Raw genomic sequence first — 25,553 nt, 5'->3', positions numbered from 1 at the left:
ATTTATCCATTTCCTTCAGGTAAGAATGCTTAGGTCGCAATTTCTTTAGCTTCGTCATTGCTAGACAGGAAGCAATGCTACAACTATGGGTGTTATTGCATTGTGCTTTAAGATTGCTTCGTTCCTTCAATTTTTTGAGCTTCGTCATTGCGAGGCACGAAGCAAACTTACAACTATGGGTGTTATTGCATTGTGCTTTAAGATTGCTTCGTGCCTCGCAAAGACGCGGTGATTATTACAGCTATGGAGGTTAGTTAAAACGCTTTAAGATTGCTTGGGTCGTAATTTCTTTAGCTTCGTCATTGCGAGGCACGAAGCAAACTTACAACTATGGGTGTTATTGGATGGTGCTTTAAGGTTGCTTCGTACCTCGCAATGACGGCAAGTTGCTTAAGGATGCTTCGTGATCGCAATGATGTGATGATTATTATAGGCATCTTACAACTATGGGTGTTATTGCATTGCGCTTTAAGATTGCTTCGTTCCTCGCAATGACGGGATGTGTGAGATTGCTTCGTTCCTCGCAATGACGCGGTGTGTGAAGATTGCTTCGTTCCTCGCAATGACGCAGTTTATTAGGTTAAACCATTACCCAATCCTTCTGTTGCAAGCCGGAAAACTCTGTTCTTGGAGGTAGGTTTAAATAGGGGTAAGTTACTTTAGATAAATACAAACCCGTAGGGTGTGCAATTTCTAATAGACCTGGAGTTTCTAAGGTAATGAGTAAGTTTTCAAACTCATCAACACTCATGTTGCCCTTTCCTATTTTTAAGAGCTTGCCTGTGATAATTCGAATCATCTTCCCTAGAAAGCGATTAGACGCAATGTGAAAGCGAATTTGATCGCCGTTTGCAGTGGTGTATAAATTGGCTTCCATCACATTGCAAATGGTATGCTCGTTTTTATCGGGAGTGGTACAAAAAGCTCTGTAATCTTTATACTTCGGTAATAAGGCGGTTGCCCTTTTCATCTCCGCTAAATCTAGTTTGTCAACATCATAATACGAACTTAGCTGACTTAGAAAAGGATCTTTATAGGTGTGGATGTAGTAATCGTATTGTCGCTGAACGGCATCAAACCTTGCATGTGGTTTTCCATCCAAAGGGATGATATCGAAAATAGCAATGTTGTGCGGTAGCACTTTATTCAGCCTAAACACTAAATCAAAATCCCATTCCTGCTCAATGTCTGCATGGAAAAAGAACTGACTGGCATGTACTCCTGAGTCGGTTCTGCCACAACCGTTAATGGTGAGCGGTGTTTTGAAAATCTGACTGAGTTTGCTTTCAATAACTTCTTGCACACTATTTACTTTTGGCTGTCTTTGCCAACCGCTATAGCTATGGCCGTTATAACCGATATGGAAGAAGTATCTCAAAAGAATGGGTTTTAGCTAGCAAAGGTAAGGAAAACTGTCGTCATTCCCGTGAACACGGGAATGGTAATGCACCAAATCGTCATTGCGAGGAACGAAGCAATCTTAAGGCGTAATGCGATAACACACCCATAGTTGTAAGATTGCTTCGTGCCTCGCAAAGACGATCGAACTAAGGACTAATTACTTAAAAAGATTTGTTATTGCATTATAATTAGCTACGCTGAGTACTTCGTGGTTTCCATCCGATAGCTATTGGATCAAGGTGGGAATGACGGAATGGGCACGGGTCAATGCACCAAATCGTCATTGCGAGGTACGAAGCAATCTTAAGGCGCAATACAATAACACACCCATAGTTGTAAGTTTGCTTCGTACCTCGCAATGACGGAAAAGTCAAGGATTGCTTTGTGCCTCGCAAAGACGACCGCCTAAAAACCCTTTACCGGTAATTGATTTCTTACCCTTTCATCTTTACTAACTTCTTTAACCCTAAACAACAACCGTAATGCAAACCATCATGACAGGCAATAAAGGCAATGGCATCGTCTATGTTGGTTAAGGTTAAACCTGGGAAGGTTGAAATGGTGTACGGTGTGTAGTTATCGAATTTGTTTTGCTCCAAATCGATTGCTAACTGATCAATGGTGCTGAGTAAATAGCCTTTCATTTGCTCAATTTCTGCTGCGCTGATGTATCTTTCTGGTTTAGAACCATTTTTATACAAATCAATCAGTTCTGGTTCAATTACCAATTCATTGCCTGATAAACGGTAACACAACAATTGCTGACTAACAACTAAATGTCCCATTTGCCAAGCGAGGTTGTTGTTAAAACCTGTCGGGATATAATTTAATTCATCTGTAGTTAAATCTGATAAAAAACTTAATAGTTTGTTTCTTGCTGCTTTTGTTATTTCTATGTTCTTGTCCATTATTTATATTAATTGTTAAGCATTGGTTTAAAACGATTGTCTTTATTTCGGAGGTCTAGACCACCTTCGTATACTGATTTTAAATTGACTAGGTAAAATGACCAACCATTGTGGCAACCTAAGCGGATATTTCTTTTGCTATTGTCGTCTTTTGGTATATTACTTTGGTTTAGCGTAACTACTGTATAGTCATGTTCTTCGGTTAGTTTAATGGTTACTACACAATTGCCGGCAAAAGTAAAAGCAAAGGTATCTTTACCGTTGGCTTCAGTGACTTTACCAGATTCTGTTTCTTCATACAAAAACCAACGCCAAAAGTAGGTATTGTTGCTCACGGCTACTTGATTTTTGTCTATCTTGTTACCTTCTGGATCTTGGTAATCAGCTTCGCTTAAAAACCATTTTTCAATTTCCGCGGAGCTAGCCCAAGCACGATATAAATCTTCAATTTTCGCTTTAACGGCAATTCTTATTGTGAATGAGGTCCAATCAAAATTTTCCACTCTGATTATTTTTTAAGATTATTTTTACCACTGCCTAACCATAACAGGCTATTGATAATGAATTGATTTTGCGTTTCGTTTTCAAAGGTATGCGATAAGGATGTTGTGGTCTTTCCATACTTATGTTCGTAATCCATGTCGTTATGCCCCATGTTTACGTAAACCATGTTATAGTTTTTATTGCTCCATGCTACGGGATAAAAACCGCTTTGCCAAATCTCATATGCTTTTGGTCCTGTGCCCAAAGGGAAGCTGGTAGAGTCGACAGTTAATAAAATATCAATGTTTGGATTTTTGCGTAAGTCTTTCTCCCATCTGTACCATTCGTTAGGTTGAGATTTAAATGTCTCTGGCAAGTTTTTAGTTACAGGATGATTGCTGATTGTTCTTAAAATGGCGGACGTTGGTCGCCAGGTGTTACTACCGTATTGACCTGAACCTAAAAACTCGTTGTGGTACCAATCCCAATTTTGGGGATAAGCAGATGGGGTTAAGGCGAAAGCCGAAAAGTGGAAACCCATCCAAGCCCCGCCATTCTTCATGTAGGTTTCAAAAGCTCCTCTTTGTTCTGGTTGATCTGGTCTGGTATCTAAAAACAGCACGACTTGATACTTGGCTAAGAACTCAGCATTTAAGTTGCTCCAGTTCGAAGTAGAATCATAACTGAAGTTATATTTTTCTGCCATTTTGGGAAACCATGTATTGGCTTCGTGTACATAACTTACATGGGCTTGATCGTTTACGCCAGTATAAAAAGCAATTACCTTAAACTTTTTTGTTTTTTGAGCTAGGGCACTTAAATTAACGGCTACGGCAATTAATAGGAGGAGGCTAATCTTTTTTAGCATGGGGATTTTTTTACCATTAAGAAATGAAGTAACATTAAGTTTTAACGTTAATTACTTTTTTACCATTAAGAAATGAAGATGCATTAAGTCTTAACTTCTTAATGTTTAAATTATTTTTTACCATTAAGGGATTAAGTACTATTAAGCCTTAACTTCTTAATGTTTAAATTATTTTTACCACCTAAGACATTTAAGTAAACCTTAGCCAGCATTAGGAGTAAAGTTATATAATTTTATATTTTCATTAAACACCCCGGTCTTCGACCACCCCTCTGCAAGAGGGGAATTGCGATTTACATTCCCCTCTTGTAGAGGGGTGCCCAACGGGTGGGGTGTTTTTAATTAACAAACCACATAGAAACATAGCATACATAGTTATAAGTTTAGTCTATGTTATCTATGTTCCTATGAGGTAAATCAATTTACCTTTAATTTCATCATGCTGATTTATTTCAGCATCTTTCTTGTTAAAAAGACCCTGAAATAAATTCAGGGTGACGATCATTCCAACCAATTATTTCGCAGCTGTTGGTTTAGCGTTTTTTACATAGGTATCTAACCAAGTATTCATTTCCCACAGCATGTGCAAGATATTTTCTTTTCCTCTATATCCGTGAGCTTCATAAGGCAAATACACAAAACGAGTGGTACCACCAAAACCTTTAATGGCGTTAAACAAACGCTCACTGTTAATCGGGAAAGTACCTGGATTATCATCCATTTCTCCGTGAATTAACAAGATTGGTGTTTTAATCTTGTTCGCATAACTAAACGGACTCATTTCATAATACAATTGAGGAGCATCCCAATAGGTACGGTCTTCATTTTGGAAACCGAAAGGAGTAAGGGTTCTGTTGTATGCACCGCTGCGGGCAATACCAGCTTTAAATAAATTGGTATGAGCTAATAAGTTGGCTGTCATAAATGCACCATAGCTATGTCCGCCGACTGCCATTCTATTTCTATCGCCCACACCCATATCACTTAATTTGTTAATGGCTGCTTCTGCATTTAGTTTTAGCTGATCTACAAATGTATCGTTAGGTTTTTTGCCGTCTTTAGCAACAATTGGCATTTCTGCATTATCTAAAACAGCATAACCTTGTGTTACAAAAAACAACGGGCCACCAGAACTGATCGTCGTAAATTTATCTTGTGAACCTCTAATTTGTGCGGCATCTGTTGCCGAGTTAAATTCGCGAGGGTACGCCCAAATTAAAACTGGCAATGGTCCATCTTTCTCTTTGTTGTATCCTTTTGGTAAATATAAATCACCAGTTAAATCGATACCGTCTGCACGTTTGTAAGAAATCTTTTCTTTGGTTACACCTTCTAATTGTGCGTATGGATTGGTGAAATTGGTAATCTTTCTATCTGCCACACGTAACACTAAGTTTTTAATAAAATAGTTTGGTGCATCTTTTTGGCTTTCTCTGCGTGTTAATAAAACCAATTTTTGTGGATCTAACACATCCGTCACCATTTCAAAAGAACCAGGTTGACTACGCCATAAGATCTCAGATTTTTTTGTGTTTAAATCAAACTTGGCTAAGAAAGGTAAATCGCCTTTGGCAGAAGCTCCTGTAGTGTTGTTTAACAACAATTTAGTGCCACCATCTGTGGTTAATACTACTTGTCGACCAAACTTATTTTTTTCAGTTACTGGAAATCCAGGATTGTTATAGGCATCGTTTGTACTTAACTCGTATAAGGTTTCTAACGCACCAGTTGTTGGGTTATACCGACTTAATTTAGAGGTTTGTTTAGTTCTAGAATTTTCTCTAACCAACGCTAAGGTTGCATTACCCCAGCTGATACCGCCAAATCTCATTTTAGTTTTAAAGAGTTCTTTTGGTGCACCAGTAAATGGAGCAGACAATTCTAACACTACATCATGAAACTCTACATTTTTCTTAATCAAACCACTATCTAACGGTTTAGACCATACTACGGTAGCCGCTTCATCATCACGCCAATCGAAACCTCTTGGTACGTTTTGAACGTTATCATATCCAGATGGTCTTTCTTCCGAAGATGGCAAATCTGCAAGCATTTTAACTACTTTTCCACTTCTATCTGTAATGTTTACTACCGATGGAAAACCTCCAGCAGATACTAAATAAGAGAATGGTTTTTTAATGGTACGCAGCATCAAATAGTTTTTATCAGGCGATACAGAAATGCCACTATAAATTGCTGGTTTACCAATTGGCGTTTCTATACCACCTTTATTCTGTATTAATTGCGAAGTCCCAAAGAATTCGAACAATTGTTCATCAAAAGGAGATTTAATTAAATCTTGTAAGGTTGGGTTAGGTGCAGCTTTACCTAAGTTTTGCTGAATTGTTGGTCCTTTAGGCGCTAAAGGACGAGTTGGAGCTAAATTAGCAGCTTTAACAGCTACTCTATACAATAAGGTTTGATCATCCACCCATGTGGCACCACCACCCATAATTGCATTTAAAGGTTGTTTATTCACCTTCATTGCTTTACCTGTGGCTACATCTATCACATATAAATCAACTCTGTTTTGAGTTGTTTGTGTAAAGGCAATTTTAGTTTCGCTTGGATTCCAGTTTACACTACTTGCGTACAACGGACTTGGCAAGCCAGTAACAGCAAGAGTTTTTTCGGTTTTTATATTCTTTAAACTGAAATTATTAATATATGTTTGGCGACTTGGAGAATAGTTGTTAGGATTAATGCGCATACCCGCAATACGGTATTCTGGCATGGCCAATTCTTCTACAGATGGAAAAGAATTACGTTCGCTAAACAACATCCATTCAGCTTTGCTATCAATGCTTACACTTGGTGTTGGTTTTGCCAATAATAAATCTGCAATCGCTTTTGGCGGCATTTGATAATTAATGGCGTCTTGTGCAAAGACGCTCCCACTAATGGCAATTAAAAAGAGGTTAAGGATGATTTTTTTCATCGGGATATGATTTTGTTTTTAAGATGATGAAGCTATCATGGGTTATTCTTAAAGCTTAAGTGTAACTCATGATGGTTTCAATTCGTTAGTTTAATTTTCCAATAGATAAACTTACAAAATATTGAACAAATCATTTGTTTGTATCAAAAATAAGATAGGCTGTTTTCTTTTAACCTCCACCATTGTACCCGTCATGCTCAGCTTGATCCGATAGCTATCGGGATTCACGTTAATGACGAGCGAGATCACGCTTCAATAGAGATTTTTAGCCACAGATGCGCAGATCTATATTTTAATCAGCGCATCTGCGCTTTCTCTATACACGTGATGCTCAGCTTGATCCGATAGCTATCGGGATTCACGTTAATGACGAGCGAGATCACGCTTCAACAAAGATTTTTAGCCGCAGATGCGCAGATTTATATTTTAATCAGCGCATCTGCGGCTTTCTCTATACACGTGATGCTCAGCTTGATCCGATAGCTATCGGGATTCACGGGAATGACGAGCGAGATCACTCTTCAATAAAGATTTTTAGCCACAGATGCGCAGATTTATATTTTAATCAGCATCTGCGGCTTTCTCTATACACGTCATGCTCAGCTTGACTGGGCATCTTAAAGCGGATAATCTTTTTGCACATTAACATTCTCATCCGACAGCTATCGGATCAAGTTGGTAATGACGAGTAAGGTTTAGTAGAATGAAGAATGCTTATAAAACTGATTGAAATTATTTTCTTTTAAGCATGAGTGTTGCTGTAGCAACTTTATTTTGTGCTGGATAGGTTGGAAAAGGTGTGAGATCAGTAAATGTTACACTATATGTAATTCCGTTTAATGTTACTTTTTGCTCAGCTTGACTTGTTTCAGTTGCACACATGCCATTTAAACATAGTTCAACAGTTTGTGTTTTGAAATTGTCTTTAAATTTGAATTTCCCACTAGCATAACCACCTGTAACACACAATGCATTAATCGGACAACGCGTGTCTGTTAGTTCTTCAATTGTTAAGCTAGCTCTACCACCACCTTTTGATAAATTAAGGGTTTCGCCAGATTTAATGGTGTAGGTTCCAGATAAATCTAAAAGTGAATCTTTTTTGCAACTCACATAAACCAATGTAAATGCAGTGAGTAAGCAGATAATGAAAGCGGTTTTTTTAATGGTTTTCATAAGTTTATTTCTTTTGATTAGGAGTGAAGCTGAATTTTAAATTTAATCCAACCGTATTTATTTTGAGGTTCTTTTCGCCCATGCTACCAATAGCAGGTTTAAAATAAGGTTCGAAAATTATGGAGTTATTTTTACCAATGTTCTGATTTATACCAATAGCGAAAATGGCACTGTTCGCAAAGTCGAAACCTTTTAATTTTGTTTTTTCTACTTCTTCTTTTGGTTCAGATGTATACCCTAAACTAGATACACTATTTACATTGTAACCATAGGTATACTTTTGCGTTAAATAAGAGTTTGAGTTTACACCTGCAGCTACATAGAAGTTTTGTTTTTTTGTAGGATAAAACTTTAACGTAACCGGTAAATCTAAGTTCAATAATTGTGCGTTTACTTTTACATCACTAATACTCGATGAAGTTAAAGCACCTTTGGCAACGTATGAACTTAAGGCATCAGAACTTGCTACAGCTGCTACTGGCACACTATTTTTGTAATCAATTTTATTTTGACTTACACCTGCACCAAAACTTACGAACACGCCTTTTGTAACCTTAACACTTGCGTTTACACCAAAGCCAGCGTTCAATTTCACCGCATTATCTGCGTAGTAATTTAAAAAGGTACCTGTAAACACATCAATTGAATTTTTAACGGATTTACTTTTTTCCACCACCTTTGTTGAGCTATTGGCTAATAACTGGGTTTGCTCTTTCAAAAACTCTTCAGTCGTTTTTTTGGTGTTTTTAGTTTCATTTGGAGTTACAACTGGATTGTTGGCAATAACTGGATTTTGCTGAACTTTCTCTTTAACGGTATCAATTTTAAGCACAACATTTGCCTGCACCTTTGGATTTAAGGCAATAACATGCTCAGTAGAATTAACTTTTAATTTCTCCTCTATAGCGTTAGGTTCAACAGTTTTTGCTGGTGTGTTCTTTTGCGCTAAAACTACTGGTTGTTCCTCTTTTTCAATAGGAGATGTTACAACTTTATCCTGTTTTAAAATGATAGGTTGTTCTTGTGGTTTAATCCCTGTCGCTGGTTTTACATCCACCTTTGTTTGAACTGTTTGCGTAGGTTGCTCAATTTCTTTTGGCGATTTATTTATCAGTAAGAACACTCCAAAAGCAACTAAAATAGATGCAGCAATGCCGGTAATCCACCAAATTGGTAATTTCCTATTTGGCTTTGGATATTTTTCACGCAATGCTAACCAGCCATTTTCACTGCCCCCGTCATCAACGTCTTCAAAAACAGATTTAATCTGTGAAACTAGTTCTTCATCCATATTTTTCATTTCGTGTAAATTGAATGAGTAATCAATAAATTTTGGAGGACTTGTTTCGCCCTGCTTAAATAAGTTCTCGATGAACTTTCAGGAATATTTAACAAGTCTCCAATTTCTTTATGCGTATAACCATCTATTTCGTACAGGTTAAAAACCAAATGCTGTGTCTCATTTAAATTCTTCATTAAACTCAAAATATCTTTCACCGAAAGCTGATCAATCGCCGATGAATAGGTGGTTTGCTGCTCGGTATCTGTCATCTCTATTGCCTGACTAAAACGCATATTCTTCCGTTTATAATCCAACGAAGTGTTGACTAATATTTTTCTAAACCAAGGCTTAAAATCAGCTCCTTCTTTAAAGGTGTTTAAATATTTAAAAGCCTTAATAAATGCATCGTTAGCAGCTTCAAGTGCATCATCTCGATTAATTAAATAACGTAAACAAATACCCAAAGCGTAGCCGTAAAAATGTTTATACAACATTTCCTGATACTGCAGATTACCAGTTTTACAGTTACGAATTAAATCATCAAGATTTGATAGTTGAGGCTTAAGCATTAATTAATCCAACTGCTTTAATCTATATTGATAATAGTTATTGTCGACAGGAGTTGTAGCGGATAAAATTCTTGTTAAAATTAAACTATCCCCCAACGCCTGATAAGTGTACGAACCGTTTAAAATTAAATTCCAATCAAAATCCGCTGGCCAAACAGTTGCATCAGAAAAGGTAACGGTTCTCTTATCCTCCAACTTAAAAGAACCACTTCCTAGTTTTGGGCCTTTGTTAACTTCAAAATTTCCATTTAATAAAATTAGTTCTGTATCCGTCATCACCATCTTCCCGTCTTGCTTAGTTCTAAATGTTCCGCTATAGGTTCCTTTAAAGTCTTTAGCGTTTTTGTCTTTCTCACAGGCTACTAGTGTAGCGGCAGCGGCTAAAATAAAAATCAGTTTCTTCATGTTTTGTTTGGTTTTTATACCCTATACGCAGATAAGCTATAAAACGCGACAGCGAAATTAAAATAAATCACTCACTATTAAACGTTGATTTCTGATAGTCCTTTATATTTTCTGTAAATTTGTCCCCTCATCAATTTACAAAGCGAAAAGTGTCTTTAGAACAATTAAAATTAAGCAAGCCGTTGGTGTCTGCTATGACAGCAGCAGGATACCTAAGTCCAAAAGAAATTCAAGCTAGAACGATGTCTCGCATTTTAGGCGGACAAGACGTTATTGCCATTGGACCAGAAGGAGCAGGAAAAACTACAACGTATATTCTTGGTGTTTTAATGCGCTTAAAATATGGTTTTGAAGAAGCCCCCCGAGCGTTAATTTTAGTACCAACTAAAGAAAAGGTGTTAGAGGTGATGGAGCAGTTTGAGCTTTTAAACAGAAATCAAACCATACGCATTGTTGGGCTTCATGCTGATGGTGGTATGGAGGCACAAATAAATGAATTGACGGATGGGGTTGATATCGTAGTGGCAGTTCCTTCTAGAGCAAGAGCAGTTTATTTGAAATTAGGATTGAATACCAACAAAATTCAAATGCTTATTGTGGATGATGCTGCCGATATGGTGAAACTAGGAATGCAACTACCAATTAACGAATTGGCTAACAGCATACAAAAATGTCAGCATTTAATATTTACAGAAGTAATGCATGATCGGTTAGATTTAATGATTGAACCTTTTATGAAATTACCAACCACGATAGAGGTAGAAGATTTGGGTGATAATGAAACCGAAACGCATACGCAACTTTTGTATCATGTGCCAAATTTCAGAACCAAGTTGAACTTATTAAATCTTTTATTGAAAGATGCAGAGGTGTTTGATAAGGTGGTAGTTTTTGTAAATACTCGTTTAACTGCGCAAACTTTAGCAAAAGATTTATTTGATGGCAAGGCCGATGATGTTTTCGTGTATAAACCTTTGTTTTTTGATGAAGCAGGCTTTGACGATATCGAAGATTTTAAAGCGGTTGATGAGGCCAGAGTATTGATTATTGCGAATGAAGGTTTGCCTACACTAGATTTAGGAGGCATTCCATTTATTTTCCATTTTGAATTACCTGTACAAAAGGAAACCTATTTAACTAGAATAGTTAAACAGGGTGATGAAGATGTAATGGCTATTACTTTTACTACTGATTTAGAATTACCACAAGTACGCAAAATAGAACAGGCAATTGGTAAAAAGATAGAGGTTGCAGATTTACCTGAAGATTTGTTGGTAGAGGATGTAGGCAAAGCTTCTGCACAAAAAAGCAGATTAGCGAAAGAACAAGAAGAGGAAGAAGAATACCGTGATGCTGCATTTCATAAACGAAAAGAAAGTAATACCAAGACTACTAATTACGGGATTGGTCAGAAAGCGATTATGAATAAGAAAAAGAAACACGGTTAAGTATAGTTTTTTGTCGTCATTGCGATCCCGATTTTCATCGGGAGTGGCAATCTTCTCGCTTTTTTCGTTCCTAGCTCGGCGCCGCTACGGCTATTTCTTTCAGTTCAGCACCTATTACCGTCTTTGCGAGGCACGAAGCAATCTCCTTTATAATTAATCACCCTATAGCATGAAGGAGATTGCCGCAGTCGGTGAAGGACCTCCTTCGCAAAGACGATGGAGTCATAAAAAAAGTCCCGATTTTCATCGAGACTTTAAATTATCTTTCCATAGGATGACGGACATATTCAGTCCATCGTGCTACTTTCCCATTCTCAATTTTAATATCATTAAACATACTGATACTACTTTTTTTACCGTCTTTACTTTCTCCGTATTGTTTATACCACAAGCTAACCCATTCTTCAGTTTTATCTTCGCTCACCACAGATTCCATGTCATCCATATTAATGGTAATGCTGTTGTACTTATCCATTTCTTGTTGCGCTGCCTTTAAGAATTCGGCTCTTGTGCCGTTTAATTCATAGCCATCTGCCGAAAGATGAACACTATCACTCATAAATGTTTTTAAAGCCGCTGTATCTCTACTTGCAAAAGCTTTAAGAGCGTTCATGGCAATTGTCATGTTTTTAGGGTCGGGATTCATACCCCAATTGTAAGCTTTTTTAACAGCATAAGGGTATTTTATTGTTTTAGAGTCTTTACTTTGGCAGCCGACAAATAGCAAAGTAGGTAAGAGTAGAATGGAGAGTCGTTTCATTTTATTTGGTCAAAATGGATTTTAAATTAGAGTAAAGCTAATTATTAACAAGCAGATTTAATATCTTTTTAATTTATTCGTTGCTAATTGAAACTGCTTTTTTGTCCATCTTTTCTGCATAAGCAGTCGGAAAAATAGCATGCTTGTTTTTAACCATTTTTTCCATTAATTCTTTTATATGTGTTTGAATTTGGGTAGGTAAACTATAAAATGTTACATCTACTTGTGTTTTACGTTCATTATCTAATACACCATTTTGGTGTCTAATTGCCACCTTCTGACCTTTATAATAGATTAAGATTTTAGCTCTACCATCGTCGTAACCATTTGTACCGAAAGTCCCATAAACGATAATAGGGTCGATTAGTCCATCACTATCTAAATCGTTAAATTCACAATATTTTGTCCAAAACCAAATAGAGCTTTCTTTTTCTTCGCCTTTTAAATTAGGTGTTTTAAAATCGTTAATCTCCCATTTTTTTAAGCTTATTGATTTGTCAACGTTAAAATTAAAGGCTTTCAAGGTATAATTTACAGTATCTTTTTCTTTGTTTACAGTATCTGCACTTTCAGATAATGCTACATAATAGGTTCCGCTTTTATCGTGGTAAGTGTATGCCCTAAAAATTGGAAAATTAATAAGGTTTTTCTTTTTGAATGTGTTGGTGAAAAACTCTTCGGTTTCTGCTTTTGTCAATTTTTTACTGCTTGGAGTGGTATCAGTTTGAGCAGCAACTGTTATAGCAAAAAGGCAAAGAAGTAAAAGCGTGCAGATTTTTTTCATTTAGTGTATTTTGTAATGGCAAATATATAAAATGATAGGTTATTAAAAGCCGCAGATTCGCAGATTAGATTGATAATTGTCATTGCGAAGCACGAAGCAATCCTACAACATGAGCATAGATGTATAACCCATCGCTTTAAGATTGCTTCTCTTTGCTCGCAATGACGACAATTCTAATAGAAACAACATTATTAATCGAACTCAGGTTATTAGTTGTTAATAAAGAGTTTTAGTTAAGTCGATGGTTTTAACTAAGGAAGGAATAGTTTTAACAGTAATTGGAAATGGTTCATTTATAACAGTACATTCTTTAAAATCTCCTAGATAATGAAAAATATATTCCTGCTCAACAAATGTTCGGGCTCTTCTTCCTGTTAATGAAAAATCTCGTTTTCCATTAATCTTAATTGACACGGGTTTATCTTTTTCTAATTCACATAGTTTAAATTCACTTCGTGGAGGATCACCAACTTCGAAATAGCCGGGTTTGAGGTACAATTCAATTTTCTCATCCAGTTTTAGTTGTAAAAAATCAAACTTGTTTAGATTATTTCGTCTAAAACAAAGATTTTTTTCTTCGATGTAAACTACATTTTGCGGTTGCTGAAAATTATCATCAATCACTAGTATCAAATCGCAATGTTCAAAGTTAGGTTGTTGTAAAATAGATTGAGGTAGAGAAACCACGTCGTTCTTAACTGCACCTGAAGTTGATTGAATTGGTTTCCATGCTATTTTAACTTTCCTATCCTCAAAAGATTTTTCTTCTTTTCCATAGGTATTAATGTTTCTGAAAAGTTGAATTAACCTAAAAGGTTTTTTAAAAATTATGGATTGAGGTTTCATTTATAATAAATTACAATTTCTTAGCCTCATTCCAATACACATCCATTTCTGCAAGCGTCATATCTTGTAAAGCTTTGCCACTTTCTTTGGCTTTGCTTTCTAAAAACTGGAAGCGTTTAATGAATTTCTTATTGGTTTTTTCTAAAGCATTTTCAGGATTGATATCTATAAAACGAGCATAGTTTACTAAAGAGAACAATAAATCGCCAAATTCTCCTTCGGCTTTTTCTTTATCAATGTTTGCGTTTTCAGCAATGTTAAACTCATCCTTAAATTCTTGTAATTCTTCTTCAACTTTAGCCCAAACTTGCTCTTTTTCTTCCCAATCGAAACCTACACCACGAGCTTTTTCTTGTATTCTACTTGCTTTTACTAAAGCAGGTAATCCGGTAGGAACACCGCCTAAAACAGACTTATTCCCTTCTTTTAGTTTAATTTGTTCCCAATTGCGTTTTACATCTTCTTCGTTTTCCACCTCAACATCACCGTAAATATGTGGATGGCGATTAATTAATTTATCGCATACACCATTCAAAACATCAGTAATGTCGAAATCATTTGTTTCACTTGCAATACGGGCATAAAACACCAAGTGCATCATTAAATCGCCTAATTCTTTTTTAATTTCTTGTATATCACCTTCAATAATGGCATCAGAAAGTTCATAGGTTTCTTCAATAGTTAAATGCCGCAACGTTTCCATGGTTTGTTTTTTATCCCATGGGCATTGTGTACGAAGTGTATCTAACACGGTTAGCAATCTTAAAAAAGCAGTATCTGGACTTGAGGTAGCTGGAGGTGGAATATTTGCAGGCATATTTATTTAATGATATTAAAAGCGATAAGTATAGTGGTAATAAAAAGAACAATTAAGCCAAATAAAAACAAAATGTCTGCACTTCTTTCCATTTTTATCGCACGAGCAGTTGTACTTCGCATGGCGAGAAAAGATAACAAGCAACTACACATAAAAACGATAATTGCTAAAGCTGCTCCTTCATCAATAAAAGATGATTCTTCTAGTTTTGAAATCTTAACCGATGTTAAAACAATGAAACAAAAGCCTAATAAATTGGCAGATGTAGTTAAAATATGTGGCGATCTATTTTCTTTTTCGGTTTTCATTACTCTTTATTCTGCTTCTTCGAGCTTTATTTTTTTGGTAATTCGATATACTTTACGTTTCCTTGGTGTGGTTTTTTGCTCTTCGCCTAATAAAATACTCCAAGGCGTTAAACCGTCAGTTTTTTCGAAAATTATTTTCAGCATGGCTAAATACGGGATACATAAAAACATTCCAGAAATTCCCCAAATCATTTCGCCCACAATAATACCAATGAAAGCAAATAATGCATTAATTTTTACTTTGGAACCCACCACCAATGGCATTAAAATATTCCCATCGATTGTATGAACACCAATAAATGCAAAGATGACAAATAATGCAGATGACGCTCCAGCGGTTGCGAAAGTAATTAATGCACTTATTAACAATGCGGTAAAAATTCCTAAATAGGGGATAATGTTAAAAATACCTGCAATAAGACCTAGAAGGATAGCATACTTTACGCCTAATAACGACAAGGTAATCATCATTAATAGCGAAACAATTAACATTTGAAGAAATAAACCAGTGACATATCGCCTAATGATCCGCTGTATTTCTCTTACAATATCGTTCACTTTTGTTTTGTGCTCTTCAGCAAAAACGGTTGACAAAAACGTAAATAATAATCTACGGTAGTTTAAAATAAAAAAGGTAAATAATAGAGTGAATGCTAAAAATAATAAGCTTGATGATAGAGTTAAAAGCGTAGTTCCGATAACAACTGCGCTAGTAGCTAATGATTTTTCGATGCCATCAGTTAAATACGATTTTTGCTTGTACTCATTGATGTGGAATGTTTTAGCAACCCAGCTTTGTATGTCGTGAAAAGCAGTAGTTACTTGTTGTACTAATAAAGGCCAATCAGCCCAAAGTTCTGTTAATTGATTGGCTAAAAAATAAAGAATGCCATACAAAATAGCAATCATTAAAATTACCGAAGTTATAGCTGCCAAGCTTCTTTTAAATTTTAATTTTCGTTCTAAAAAATTGGTTAGTGGCAAGAGTAAAAAAGCCATTAATAACGAAAATAACAATGGAGCCAATAAACTTTTGCCTAAAATGGCTAAATAGCCAAGCATTAGAATGCATAAAAGCACCAAAGCTAACTTGGCAATAAAAGGCAAGGAGATTTCTTTCATGGCAATAAATTTTAATAAAGATAAAAGATTTTTCGATTGAGGGACAGAGAATAGATTTATAACTTGGTTGCTCTGAGCATTTCTCTTTTGCCAGGTGCACCAGGTAGTTTTTCGATGCTAAAGCCACAACTTTTAACTGCTCGTTTTAAATTTCCAGTAATGGCGTAACTTACAAAAATGCCGCCAACTTTAAGAAAACTACAGGCATGCGCAATCATTTCATTTGTCCACATTTCGGGTTGATGTTGCACCGAAAATGCATCGTAATATAATACATCAAATTGCTGTGGAGCTTTAAAATCTGATAGTGTTGTGTGCGCAATTTCGAGTTCGCAATGCGATGATAAAACTTGTTTTTGAGTTAAAATTCCTTCATAATTGCTAATAAATTTTTGCCAAATAGCTGGTGTAACATATTGATCGTAACCCGTTTTTTCTATCACCTCTTTTGAAAGTGGAAAAGCTTCTATGCCTGTATAATTGAGTTGAATGTTGTGTTCTTCGGAATGCGCAAAACTTAAAATGAAATTTAACCCCGTTCCAAAACCTACCTCCAGTACACTAATTTCTTGTTCTTCTTTTTGGGAGATGGCGTACTTTAATCCAGCTTCTAAAAAAACATGTTTACTTTCTTGCAGTGCACCATGAGCAGAATGATAATGTTCTCCAATGGTTTCATTAAATAAAGTATTAGAGCCATCGGCGGTTTGGGTAAGGATATTCATCGTCAGGATCAGGATTAAAATGATTTTCAGGATTAGGTTGCAAATTTAGTATTTTGCTTTAGCATTGGTTTTTTATCTTTGGTCTTTCAGCTTTAATCTTTCAATTTATGGATATAGAAACTTTTAGAGAATACTGTTTAAGCTTTCCAGGTACTACAGAAGGTATGAAATGGGAGCATCTTTGTTTTATGATTGAAGATAAAATCTTTGTAATTATTGCCATTGATGAAGGAAATAGCTTTTCTACAAAGTGTACACCAGAAGAATTTGAGGAGTTAACTGCTCGTGATGGTATTCATCAAGCTTCGCACATGGCTAAAAAACAATGGGTGCAAATAGATAATTTAGAAGTATTGAGCGGTACGGAATTGAAAAAACGTGTTGCTACTTCTAGGGCTTTGGTGTTAAGTAAATTGCCGAAGAAAGTTCAAGAGAAGTATAAATAATTTTTCAGCCGCAGATGCGCAGATTTTTATTAAAGTGCTTGAGATTTATTCTTATAAGGAAATATTTTATCGCATTGATTAAATTTTAAATCCTCTTAAGAAAAAGGATATGTTAGTTTTCAATTGGTAAGTAATAAACTCTAAATTACCGTTGTTACTAATTTATAAGATGGAATTAAATGATTTATAATACAGAAGAATATCCTTATCAAGAAGAAACTTATGATTTAATTGGAATAGCGATGGAAATTCATCGTGTTTTAGGGAAAGGATTTTTAGAGGTCGTTTATAAGGATGCTTTGGAGTACGAATTAATTGAAAGAGGTATTCGATATGAAAGAGAGAAAGAGTATTCAATTAATTATAAAGGTGTTACTTTACCACATAAATTTTATGCAGACTTTGTAATTGATAGTAAAATAATTTTAGAAATTAAATCTAAGTTAGGTGTAATTGAAGAACACTATGCTCAAGTATTGAATTATTTAGCAATTTCCAAATTACAAGTTGGGTTAATTATTAATTTTCACGAGAGATCTCTTCAGCACAAACGAGTTGTTTTAACGAAATAATTAATAAGCCGCAGATTCGCAGATTAATTGTTATAATTAAAATATAATCTGCGAATCTGCGGCTATTTTTTGTCAAAATTCTACCACAATCTAATTCTATCCTCTGGTTTTTTATACAATTTATCTCCAGGTTTTACATCAAATGCTTCATACCATGCATCCATATTTACAGGTGCACCAATGGTTCTGTATGGGCCTGGTGAATGTGGATCAGTTTTAATTAGCTGAGCTGCTGCTTCTGGTAAAATATTACCTCTCCAAACTTGCGCCCATGATAAGAAGAAACGTTGATCTGGTGTAAAACCATCAATTTTCTCATTACTCTGACCTTGTTTAGTCATTTTAAAAGCTGTGTAAGCTGCGTTTAATCCACCTAAATCTCCAATGTTTTCACCCATAGTCAATTTGCCTAATACGTGAATGGTATCCACAACTGTATATGCGCTGAACTGATCTCCTAAAGCTTTTGTTTTTTCATTGAATTTAGTGCGATCTTCATCAGTCCACCAGTTTTTAAGATTTCCATCTTTATCATATTGACTTCCAGTATCATCAAAACCGTGGCTCATTTCATGACCAATCACAGCACCAATACCACCATAATTTACAGCATCATCTGCGTTTGGCGCAAAGAAAGGGAATTGTAAAATTCCAGCAGGGAAAACAATTTCATTCATTGTTGGGCTGTAAGAAGCATTCACTGTTGGAGGCGTCATACCGAAACGAGTTCTATCTACAGGTTTTCCAAGTCTGTTAATATTTTCATTATAGCCCCAAACACCTGCATTACGTAAGTTCTGGAAATAAGTAGCTCGATTAATTTCTAAGCCATCATATGTTTGCCATTTGGTTGTATAACCAACTTTTGGCGTGAAAGCATGTAGTTTTTCTAATGCTTTTTGTTTGGTCGCAGCACTCATCCACTCTAAACCATTAATTCTTATTTCAAAAGCTTTGCGCAAGTTTACAATCATTTGATCCATGCGTACTTTTGCATCAGGTTTAAAATATTTGGCAACATATAACTGACCTAATAATTCGCCGATAGTACGATCTGTTAATGAAGACATCGTTTGCCAACGTGGAGTTTGCACTCTTTGACCAGTTTGAGCCTGCGTAAATGCAAAAGATGCTTTAACAAACGGTGAACTTAAATTATTAGCAGATCCTTTTAAGATATTCCACTCTAAATACGTTTTCCAATCTGCCAATGGCACACTAGTTAACATATCATTTAAGTTTTTAAAGAAGGAAATCGAATTAATCAATACTGTGTCTTGTCCAACCACTTTAAATTTAGGCATTAAAGTAGTCCAGTTAATGTTTGGCGTAATTTTGTTAAATTCTGCAACAGTTAACTTATTATACGTTTTATATTGATCACGCATTTCAATACGGCTCATTTGAATTTCAGCAAGAGCTTTCTCTAAATTAAATACGGTAGTTGCTTTTTGTTTAGCTTCGGCCTCGCTGCTTCCAGTCAATGTAAATAATTTTACCATGTAAGTATTGTAGGCAGCTCTAATTCTTTGACTTTGGGGGTCATCTTTTAAATAGAAATCACGATCACCTAATGTCGTTCCACCTTGAGAGACATTAACTACATATTTGGTTACGTTTTTTCTATCCTGACCAACGCCAAAACCAAACATTGGACCGCCGATACCTGATGTTCTCATGTAAGCAATATGATCTAATAAACCTTGAAGATCTTTAATTTGCTTAATTTTTGTTAAATCTGCTTTAATAGGAGTATAACCTAATTTTTCGATGGTTAAACTATCCATGGCAGCGGCATAGAAATCCCCAACACGCTTAGTAACAGAACCAGGGGCAGCTTTTTTGTCAGCAGCAGCGGCTTCTACTAAACTTCTAACGGCTTGTGCATTAAATTCACGAAGTTCATTAAAAGAACCCCATCGTGTTTCTTTAGCTGGTACAGGATTGTTTTTAATCCAAGTTCCACTAGCATATTGATAAAAATCATCGCCAGGTTTAACACTTAGATCCATATTAGCTGGATCTATTAATTTTTTAGGGATATTTTGCGCAAAGGCGGATAAACTGCCTGCGAAAATTCCTAGAACCGTAACATAATTTTTGAGTTGTTGACTTTTCATACTTTAAAAATATTTAAAGATGAAAATTAAGAAATACCTATTGAACTAGTATCAAGTTAATAGAAATATTACTTGTTAAACCAGTAATAGATTCTGCTTAAACCAATTTTGCGGAAAATTTCGCTATTAAATATTGATAATCTAAACGATTTCATGTTTTTGCGATTTATACTAATATTAACATATTTTAACACTTTTTATTGTGCAAGACAGAAAAATGAACCAAAAAATGTGCCTTGTGCGTAATAATTACTTAATTTTGAATTATTCTAAATAGAAATGGAGAAAGAAAAGCATCTACACAGTAAAGAAACAGATAGTTGTTGTAATCACGACCATTCTCATCATGAAGATGGTGATGATCACGATCACGATCATGGAGATGCTTCTTCTTTTAAAACCTACTTGCCAGCAATTTTTAGTTTAGTATTGTTGCTTATTGCAATTGCATTTGACTATTTTAAGGCTGATTTTTTTACAAATTATATCCGTATTTCATGGTATTTAGTTGCCTATATACCGGTTGCGTATCCAGTTATAAAAGAAGCGATTCAAACAATAGCTAAGGGAGAAATTTTTACGGAATTTTTATTAATGGCCTTGGCAACTATTGGTGCCTTAGCTCTTGGAGAATATCCTGAGGCAGTAGCTGTAATGCTATTTTATACTGTTGGAGAATTGTTTCAAGGTGCTGCTGTTGAAGGAGCTAAGCGAAATATAAAAGCTTTATTAGATGTTAGACCAGATACGGCGAATGTTTTTAGGAATGAAAAATTTGAAATTGTAAAACCAGAAACTGTAGAAATAGGAGAAACAATTCAATTAAAAGCAGGAGAAAAAGCTCCGTTAGATGGTGAATTGATAAGTGCTAGTGCGAGTTTTAATACAGCTGCATTAACAGGAGAAAGTACCCCGAAAACTTTTAGAGAAGGTGAGGTTGTACTAGCTGGAATGCTCAATTTAGATCAAGTTATAACCTTAAAAGTGACCAAGAAATTTGCAGATAGTGCTTTGTCTCGAATTTTAGAAATGGTACAATCGGCAACTTCACGCAAAGCTAAAACAGAGCTGTTTATTCGGAAATTCGCTAAAATTTATACACCAATCGTTTTCTTTTTGGCCGTTGCTTTAGTGGCATTGCCTTATTTCATAGTTGCAGATTATCAATTTCAAACTTGGTTATATCGTGCTTTGGTGTTTTTGGTTATTTCTTGCCCTTGTGCTTTAGTTATTTCTATCCCATTGGGATATTTTGGAGGAATTGGAGCTGCATCTGCTAACGGGATTTTGTTTAAAGGCTCTAATTTTTTAGATGTAATTACCAAAATTAATACCGTAGTACTAGATAAAACTGGAACGTTAACTCATGGCGTTTTTAAGGTGTCGACCATAAAATCTGAAATTGATGAAGAAAAGTTTATGATGTTATTGGCATCTGTAGAAAGTCAATCTACACACCCAATTGCAAAAGCGATTGTAAGCTATTATGGCGATAAAAAATTACTGAAAGTAAGCGAAGTAAAAGAAATTACTGGTCATGGGTTAACTGCTCTAATTGAAAATCAAAAAATAGTCGCTGGTAATGCTAAACTATTTAAAAAGCTTAAAATAGAATATCCAACACTTGTTGATGAAGAAGTTGAAACTATAGTTTTATTAGCAACAGATGATAAATACGCAGGTTATGTAACTATTACCGATGAAGTAAAATCAGATGCTAAACAAGCAATTGAAGAACTTCACAAAAATGGTGTTAATCAAGTTGTGATGTTAAGCGGCGATAAAACAGCTATCACCCAAAAAATTGCTGCAACATTAGGAATTGATGTAGCTTATGGAGATTTACTGCCAGAAGATAAAGTAGCTCAATTGGAAGAGATAAAAAGGGATAAAACTCGTGTAGTTGCATTTGTTGGTGATGGAATTAATGACGCTCCAGTTTTAGCATTAAGTGACCTAGGAATGGCAATGGGCGCAATGGGTAGTGATGTGGCAATAGAAACGGCTGATGTCGTTATTCAAAATGACCAGCCAAGTAGAATTGTAACTGCTATTAAAATTGGTAAAGCAACCAAAAGTGTAGTTTATCAAAATATTACACTTGCGTTTGCTGTAAAAGCGGTGGTTTTAATTTTAGGAGCTGGTGGTTTAGCTACCATGTGGGAAGCTGTTTTTGCTGATGTTGGTGTAGCATTTTTAGCTATTTTAAATGCAATTAGAATTCAGAAAATGAAGTTTTAATTGCTGAAAATTCAAGAATACATCTTTAATATCTGCCTCTAAATTAATATATTTGGTATAATGACTACCGAAAAAACATACGCAGATTTAACTGAAAAGAAAGTTTATACTTTTAATGAGATAGACGAATCGTTAACTTATAGCTATGCTCATTATTTGAACTGGCTTTTCGATGAAAGAGTGGAATTAATTAAAGGGAAAATTTTTAAAATGAGTCCCGCACCTTCAAGAGCTCATCAAGAAGTTTTTGGGACAATTTTTAGAAGAATGGGAAATTTTCTCGAAAATAAACTCTGCAAAATTTATGGCGCCCCATTCGATGTTCGCTTTCCTACAAAAAGTAAAGCCGACAAAGATGTGTTCACAGTTTTACAACCCGATATTTGTGTCGTTTGTGATTTAAGTAAATTAGACGATAAAGGCTGTATTGGTGCGCCAGATTTAGTTGTAGAAATTTTATCGCCAGGAAATAACAAAAAAGAACTTTTAAACAAATACAAAGTTTACGAAGAGTTTGGCGTTAAAGAATATTGGGTGGTTAGCCAAAGCGACCAAAGTATTTTAATTTATACATTGGATATCGAAGGTAAATTTCAACCTTCTAAAATATTTACGTTGAGTGAAAAAATCACTTCGTCAGTTCTGCCAGGCTTTGTTCTAGACTTGGATGATGTTTTTGAAGGTTTATAGTTCTATAAGTTGAATTAAGAAAGATTAAGGTTTTTTGAGCTTTGCTACTTTTAGTTCTTGTAATTCCCCAAGTTTTCTAAACCCGACCGCAATGAAAATCCCCAGATTTTCTCAGGGATTGTAATGGAGTGCGGGACTAACTTTATTAAATCTTACTGTCCTTGATTTTCAAATTATCTTTAGGCTTCCTGCTTTGGTCTTTTGCCCCTAAAAATGTATTTTTACCAGCAAAATTCGACACCACCATATAAATGAGCATATCTACTAAATACAATCCTGCAGAAACCGAAGATAAATGGTATAGCTATTGGCTTGATAAAAAGTTTTTTCATTCAGAGCCTGATGAACGTGAGCCTTACACCATCGTAATTCCGCCACCAAATGTAACCGGCGTATTGCACATGGGGCACATGCTAAACAATACCATTCAGGACGTATTGATTCGTAAAGCTCGTATGCAAGGTAAAAATGCATGTTGGGTTCCTGGAACTGACCATGCCTCTATTGCAACTGAAGCAAAGGTTGTGGCGTTGCTGAAAGAAAAAGGAATTAACAAAAAAGATATTTCTCGTGAAGAATTTTTAAAATATGCGTGGGAGTGGAAAGAGAAATACGGCGGCATTATTTTAGAGCAATTAAAGAAATTAGGCGCAAGTTGCGATTGGGATAGAACACGTTTTACCATGGAAGAAGATTTATCTGAAGCGGTAATTGATTCGTTTATCCATTTGTATAAGAAAGGCTGGATTTATCGCGGTATCCGCATGGTAAACTGGGATCCAGCAGGAAAAACTGCAGTTTCTGACGAAGAAGTTATTCGTAAGGAAGTAAATCAGAAATTATATTACATCAAGTATTTAATAGCTGGAACGACTGATGAATTTATAACAATTGCTACCACTCGTCCAGAAACGATTATGGCTGATGCAGCGATATGTATCAACCCAAATGATGAGCGTTTTAGGCATTTAAAAGGTAAAAAAGTTTTCGTGCCTTTGGTTAATCATGAGATTCCAGTTATTGAAGATGAATATGTAGATATTGAATTTGGTACAGGTTGTTTAAAAGTTACACCAGCGCATGATTTGAACGATTATGAGTTGGGCGTAAAACACAAATTGCCAGTTACAGATATTTTAAATGACGATGGAACTCTAAACGAGTTAGCCGTTATTTTAGTAGGTGAAGACAGATTTATTGCTCGTAAAAAGATTGCTAAAATGCTTGAAGAAGCTGGGCATTTAGAAAAAGTTGAAGATTATAAATCTCAAGTTGGCTTCTCTGAACGTACAGATGCAGCTATCGAACCAAAGCTTTCTATGCAATGGTTTGTGAAAATGAAAGAAATGGCGCAGCCAGCTTTGGATGATGTGTTGAATGGAGATGTAAACCTAATTCCGAATAAATTCGAGAATACTTATCGTCATTGGATGGAAAATGTTCGTGATTGGAATATTTCTCGACAATTATGGTGGGGACAACGCATTCCAGCTTGGTATGACGATAAAGGAAATTGGGTAGTTGCGAAAACTAAAGATGAAGCCTTAGAGGAATTTTGGAAAAAGAAAAAACTAGATAAGAATTGTTCAGATACTGATAAACCTGGCTTTAAACATCAGTTGGCTGCGTTTGTAAGGCAAGACGATGATGTAATGGATACTTGGTTCTCATCATGGTTATGGCCAATTTCTGTTTTCGATGGTTTTAAAAATCCTAATAATAAGGATATCAATTACTATTATCCAACCAATGATTTAGTAACTGCACCAGAAATTTTATTTTTTTGGGTAGCCAGAATGATTATGGCTGGACATGAGTTTATGGGCAAAAAACCATTTACAAATGTGTACTTAACAGGTATTGTTCGAGATAAATTAGGCAGAAAAATGTCTAAATCTTTAGGAAATTCTCCAGATCCAATCGGTTTAATTGAAAAATACGGAGCAGACGGAGTTAGAGTTGGAATGTTAATGTCATCGCCTGCTGGCAACGATTTAATGTTTGATGAAACCTATTGCGAACAAGGAAGAAATTTCGCCAATAAAATATGGAATGCTTTCCGTTTAGTTAAAGGTTGGGAAGTTGATGAGAATCTAGAAAACCCTAATCAACAAGCAATTAATTGGTTCGAAAACCGGTTTAATGAAGCATTAGCAGAAATCGAAGCCAACTTTAAGCAATACCGTTTATCTGAAGCTTTAATGGCAACTTATAAATTGGTGTGGGATGATTTTTGCGCATGGTATTTAGAAATGGTGAAACCTGCGTATCAACATCCAATTGATGGGGTAACCAAGAAAATAACTATTCAATATTTTGAAGAAATATTGAAATTATTACATCCGTTTATGCCATTCTTAACTGAAGAATTATACCACGATGAATTGTTTGGTGAACGTGCAGAAATGGATTGTTGTATCGTTGCCAAATATCCAATAATTGGCAAAGCCGATGAAACTTTATTAAGAGAAGCAGAACTGATAAAAGAATTAATTTCTGAAATTAGGAATGTAAGAAATACACGTCAAATTTCACCAAAAGATGCATTGCCATTAAGTATAAAAGTAAATTCAGGCTTAGATTACGAAAAATGGATCAATAGTGTATTTAAATTGGCAAATATTAGTGAGGTAGAATTAGTAAA

The 25,553-nt window shown here is 35.4% G+C and carries 23 protein-coding genes; 6 read left to right on the top strand and 17 right to left on the bottom strand.

Features of this window, described 5'->3' with window-relative positions; genetic code table 11:
- Positions 1-580 precede the first annotated feature (580 nt).
- The 9 genes from truA to WC622_RS13695 form a co-directional block, all read right to left on the bottom strand.
- Positions 581-1,378, bottom strand: a complete 798-nt coding sequence (gene truA, locus WC622_RS13735) for a tRNA pseudouridine(38-40) synthase TruA (protein WP_372820274.1) — start codon at positions 1,376-1,378, stop codon at positions 581-583.
- A 457-nt stretch (positions 1,379-1,835) separates the two neighbouring features.
- Positions 1,836-2,309, bottom strand: coding sequence for a DinB family protein (locus tag WC622_RS13730; RefSeq protein WP_372820273.1), 474 nt, complete (start codon positions 2,307-2,309; stop codon positions 1,836-1,838).
- Positions 2,310-2,317: 8 nt separating this feature from the next.
- Positions 2,318-2,812: an SRPBCC domain-containing protein gene (locus WC622_RS13725; protein ID WP_372820272.1), complete on the bottom strand. Its 495-nt coding sequence runs from the start codon at positions 2,810-2,812 to the stop codon at positions 2,318-2,320.
- A gap of 5 nt (positions 2,813-2,817) precedes the next feature.
- The gene (locus tag WC622_RS13720) at positions 2,818-3,660 is read right to left on the bottom strand and encodes a ThuA domain-containing protein (protein ID WP_372820271.1); all 843 of its coding nucleotides are present in this window, start codon (positions 3,658-3,660) and stop codon (positions 2,818-2,820) included.
- A gap of 514 nt (positions 3,661-4,174) precedes the next feature.
- Complete coding sequence (locus tag WC622_RS13715) at positions 4,175-6,598, bottom strand: alpha/beta hydrolase family protein (protein ID WP_372820270.1); 2,424 nt, start codon at positions 6,596-6,598, stop codon at positions 4,175-4,177.
- 732 nt (positions 6,599-7,330) lie between these two features.
- Positions 7,331-7,774: a hypothetical protein gene (locus WC622_RS13710; protein WP_372820269.1), complete on the bottom strand. Its 444-nt coding sequence runs from the start codon at positions 7,772-7,774 to the stop codon at positions 7,331-7,333.
- A 4-nt stretch (positions 7,775-7,778) separates the two neighbouring features.
- Entirely contained in the window at positions 7,779-9,065 is a 1,287-nt protein-coding gene (locus WC622_RS13705) for a hypothetical protein (RefSeq protein WP_372820268.1), read from the bottom strand.
- Positions 9,066-9,070: 5 nt separating this feature from the next.
- Positions 9,071-9,625, bottom strand: a complete 555-nt coding sequence (locus tag WC622_RS13700; RefSeq protein WP_372820267.1) for an RNA polymerase sigma factor — start codon at positions 9,623-9,625, stop codon at positions 9,071-9,073.
- 3 nt (positions 9,626-9,628) lie between these two features.
- A complete protein-coding gene (locus WC622_RS13695) occupies positions 9,629-10,030 on the bottom strand; it encodes a hypothetical protein (protein WP_372820265.1) in 402 nt (133 codons plus the stop codon).
- Positions 10,031-10,179: 149 nt separating this feature from the next.
- On the opposite strand from WC622_RS13695, the gene WC622_RS13690 reads away from it, so the two are divergent.
- Positions 10,180-11,478 (top strand): DEAD/DEAH box helicase, encoded by a 1,299-nt coding sequence (locus tag WC622_RS13690; RefSeq protein ID WP_372820264.1) that lies wholly within the window; start codon positions 10,180-10,182, stop codon positions 11,476-11,478.
- A 259-nt stretch (positions 11,479-11,737) separates the two neighbouring features.
- Here the strand turns inward: WC622_RS13690 and WC622_RS13685 are convergent, their stop codons facing one another.
- The 7 genes from WC622_RS13685 to mnmD all read right to left on the bottom strand — a co-directional run bounded on the left by WC622_RS13685 (position 11,738) and on the right by mnmD (position 16,840).
- Complete coding sequence (locus WC622_RS13685) at positions 11,738-12,238, bottom strand: nuclear transport factor 2 family protein (protein ID WP_372820262.1); 501 nt, start codon at positions 12,236-12,238, stop codon at positions 11,738-11,740.
- Between the two features lie 73 nt (positions 12,239-12,311).
- The gene (locus WC622_RS13680; protein ID WP_372820260.1) at positions 12,312-13,022 is read right to left on the bottom strand and encodes a M949_RS01915 family surface polysaccharide biosynthesis protein; all 711 of its coding nucleotides are present in this window, start codon (positions 13,020-13,022) and stop codon (positions 12,312-12,314) included.
- A gap of 216 nt (positions 13,023-13,238) precedes the next feature.
- Positions 13,239-13,868 (bottom strand): hypothetical protein, encoded by a 630-nt coding sequence (locus WC622_RS13675; protein WP_372820258.1) that lies wholly within the window; start codon positions 13,866-13,868, stop codon positions 13,239-13,241.
- Between the two features lie 10 nt (positions 13,869-13,878).
- Positions 13,879-14,685: a nucleoside triphosphate pyrophosphohydrolase gene (gene mazG / locus WC622_RS13670; RefSeq protein WP_372820257.1), complete on the bottom strand. Its 807-nt coding sequence runs from the start codon at positions 14,683-14,685 to the stop codon at positions 13,879-13,881.
- Positions 14,686-14,687: 2 nt separating this feature from the next.
- Positions 14,688-14,993, bottom strand: coding sequence for a hypothetical protein (locus WC622_RS13665; protein WP_372820256.1), 306 nt, complete (start codon positions 14,991-14,993; stop codon positions 14,688-14,690).
- A gap of 6 nt (positions 14,994-14,999) precedes the next feature.
- Positions 15,000-16,115: an AI-2E family transporter gene (locus WC622_RS13660; protein WP_372820255.1), complete on the bottom strand. Its 1,116-nt coding sequence runs from the start codon at positions 16,113-16,115 to the stop codon at positions 15,000-15,002.
- A gap of 56 nt (positions 16,116-16,171) precedes the next feature.
- Positions 16,172-16,840: a tRNA (5-methylaminomethyl-2-thiouridine)(34)-methyltransferase MnmD gene (gene mnmD / locus WC622_RS13655; protein ID WP_372820254.1), complete on the bottom strand. Its 669-nt coding sequence runs from the start codon at positions 16,838-16,840 to the stop codon at positions 16,172-16,174.
- A gap of 107 nt (positions 16,841-16,947) precedes the next feature.
- On the opposite strand from mnmD, the gene WC622_RS13650 reads away from it, so the two are divergent.
- Both WC622_RS13650 and WC622_RS13645 read left to right on the top strand, forming a co-directional pair.
- Positions 16,948-17,286, top strand: coding sequence for an MmcQ/YjbR family DNA-binding protein (locus WC622_RS13650; RefSeq protein WP_372820253.1), 339 nt, complete (start codon positions 16,948-16,950; stop codon positions 17,284-17,286).
- A gap of 179 nt (positions 17,287-17,465) precedes the next feature.
- The gene (locus WC622_RS13645; protein ID WP_372820252.1) at positions 17,466-17,858 is read left to right on the top strand and encodes a GxxExxY protein; all 393 of its coding nucleotides are present in this window, start codon (positions 17,466-17,468) and stop codon (positions 17,856-17,858) included.
- Positions 17,859-17,938: 80 nt separating this feature from the next.
- Here WC622_RS13645 and WC622_RS13640 read toward each other — a convergent pair whose 3' ends face one another.
- Positions 17,939-19,978, bottom strand: coding sequence for a M13 family metallopeptidase (locus WC622_RS13640; RefSeq protein ID WP_372820251.1), 2,040 nt, complete (start codon positions 19,976-19,978; stop codon positions 17,939-17,941).
- 279 nt (positions 19,979-20,257) lie between these two features.
- On the opposite strand from WC622_RS13640, the gene WC622_RS13635 reads away from it, so the two are divergent.
- The 3 genes from WC622_RS13635 to WC622_RS13625 form a co-directional block, all read left to right on the top strand.
- A complete protein-coding gene (locus tag WC622_RS13635; protein ID WP_372820250.1) occupies positions 20,258-22,219 on the top strand; it encodes a heavy metal translocating P-type ATPase in 1,962 nt (653 codons plus the stop codon).
- Between the two features lie 60 nt (positions 22,220-22,279).
- On the top strand, positions 22,280-22,909 hold the full coding sequence (locus tag WC622_RS13630; RefSeq protein WP_372820249.1) for a Uma2 family endonuclease: 630 nt from the start codon (positions 22,280-22,282) through the stop codon (positions 22,907-22,909).
- Between the two features lie 251 nt (positions 22,910-23,160).
- The coding region (locus WC622_RS13625) for a valine--tRNA ligase (protein ID WP_372820248.1) at positions 23,161-25,553 on the top strand (2,393 nt) is incomplete at its 3' end.

This window comes from Pedobacter sp. (assembly GCF_041662865.1).
GTDB lineage: Bacteria > Bacteroidota > Bacteroidia > Sphingobacteriales > Sphingobacteriaceae > Pedobacter.
Note: the sequence above shows the minus strand (reverse complement) of the source record. Positions and strands in the feature narration are given on the sequence as shown.

What these genes read in the sequence shown, in the direction of transcription:
- WC622_RS13730 (WP_372820273.1), bottom strand. Translation starts at nt 2,309, where the DNA reads ATGGACAAGAACATAGAAATAACAAAAGCAGCAAGAAACAAACTATTA.
- WC622_RS13720 (WP_372820271.1), bottom strand. Translation starts at nt 3,660, where the DNA reads ATGCTAAAAAAGATTAGCCTCCTCCTATTAATTGCCGTAGCCGTTAAT.
- WC622_RS13715 (WP_372820270.1), bottom strand. Translation starts at nt 6,598, where the DNA reads ATGAAAAAAATCATCCTTAACCTCTTTTTAATTGCCATTAGTGGGAGC.
- WC622_RS13710 (WP_372820269.1), bottom strand. Translation starts at nt 7,774, where the DNA reads ATGAAAACCATTAAAAAAACCGCTTTCATTATCTGCTTACTCACTGCA.
- WC622_RS13705 (WP_372820268.1), bottom strand. Translation starts at nt 9,065, where the DNA reads ATGGATGAAGAACTAGTTTCACAGATTAAATCTGTTTTTGAAGACGTT.
- WC622_RS13700 (WP_372820267.1), bottom strand. Translation starts at nt 9,625, where the DNA reads ATGCTTAAGCCTCAACTATCAAATCTTGATGATTTAATTCGTAACTGT.
- WC622_RS13695 (WP_372820265.1), bottom strand. Translation starts at nt 10,030, where the DNA reads ATGAAGAAACTGATTTTTATTTTAGCCGCTGCCGCTACACTAGTAGCC.
- WC622_RS13685 (WP_372820262.1), bottom strand. Translation starts at nt 12,238, where the DNA reads ATGAAACGACTCTCCATTCTACTCTTACCTACTTTGCTATTTGTCGGC.
- WC622_RS13680 (WP_372820260.1), bottom strand. Translation starts at nt 13,022, where the DNA reads ATGAAAAAAATCTGCACGCTTTTACTTCTTTGCCTTTTTGCTATAACA.
- WC622_RS13675 (WP_372820258.1), bottom strand. Translation starts at nt 13,868, where the DNA reads ATGAAACCTCAATCCATAATTTTTAAAAAACCTTTTAGGTTAATTCAA.
- mazG (WP_372820257.1), bottom strand. Translation starts at nt 14,685, where the DNA reads ATGCCTGCAAATATTCCACCTCCAGCTACCTCAAGTCCAGATACTGCT.
- WC622_RS13665 (WP_372820256.1), bottom strand. Translation starts at nt 14,993, where the DNA reads ATGAAAACCGAAAAAGAAAATAGATCGCCACATATTTTAACTACATCT.
- WC622_RS13660 (WP_372820255.1), bottom strand. Translation starts at nt 16,115, where the DNA reads ATGAAAGAAATCTCCTTGCCTTTTATTGCCAAGTTAGCTTTGGTGCTT.
- mnmD (WP_372820254.1), bottom strand. Translation starts at nt 16,840, where the DNA reads ATGAATATCCTTACCCAAACCGCCGATGGCTCTAATACTTTATTTAAT.
- WC622_RS13650 (WP_372820253.1), top strand. Translation starts at nt 16,948, where the DNA reads ATGGATATAGAAACTTTTAGAGAATACTGTTTAAGCTTTCCAGGTACT.
- WC622_RS13645 (WP_372820252.1), top strand. Translation starts at nt 17,466, where the DNA reads ATGATTTATAATACAGAAGAATATCCTTATCAAGAAGAAACTTATGAT.
- WC622_RS13640 (WP_372820251.1), bottom strand. Translation starts at nt 19,978, where the DNA reads ATGAAAAGTCAACAACTCAAAAATTATGTTACGGTTCTAGGAATTTTC.
- WC622_RS13635 (WP_372820250.1), top strand. Translation starts at nt 20,258, where the DNA reads ATGGAGAAAGAAAAGCATCTACACAGTAAAGAAACAGATAGTTGTTGT.
- WC622_RS13630 (WP_372820249.1), top strand. Translation starts at nt 22,280, where the DNA reads ATGACTACCGAAAAAACATACGCAGATTTAACTGAAAAGAAAGTTTAT.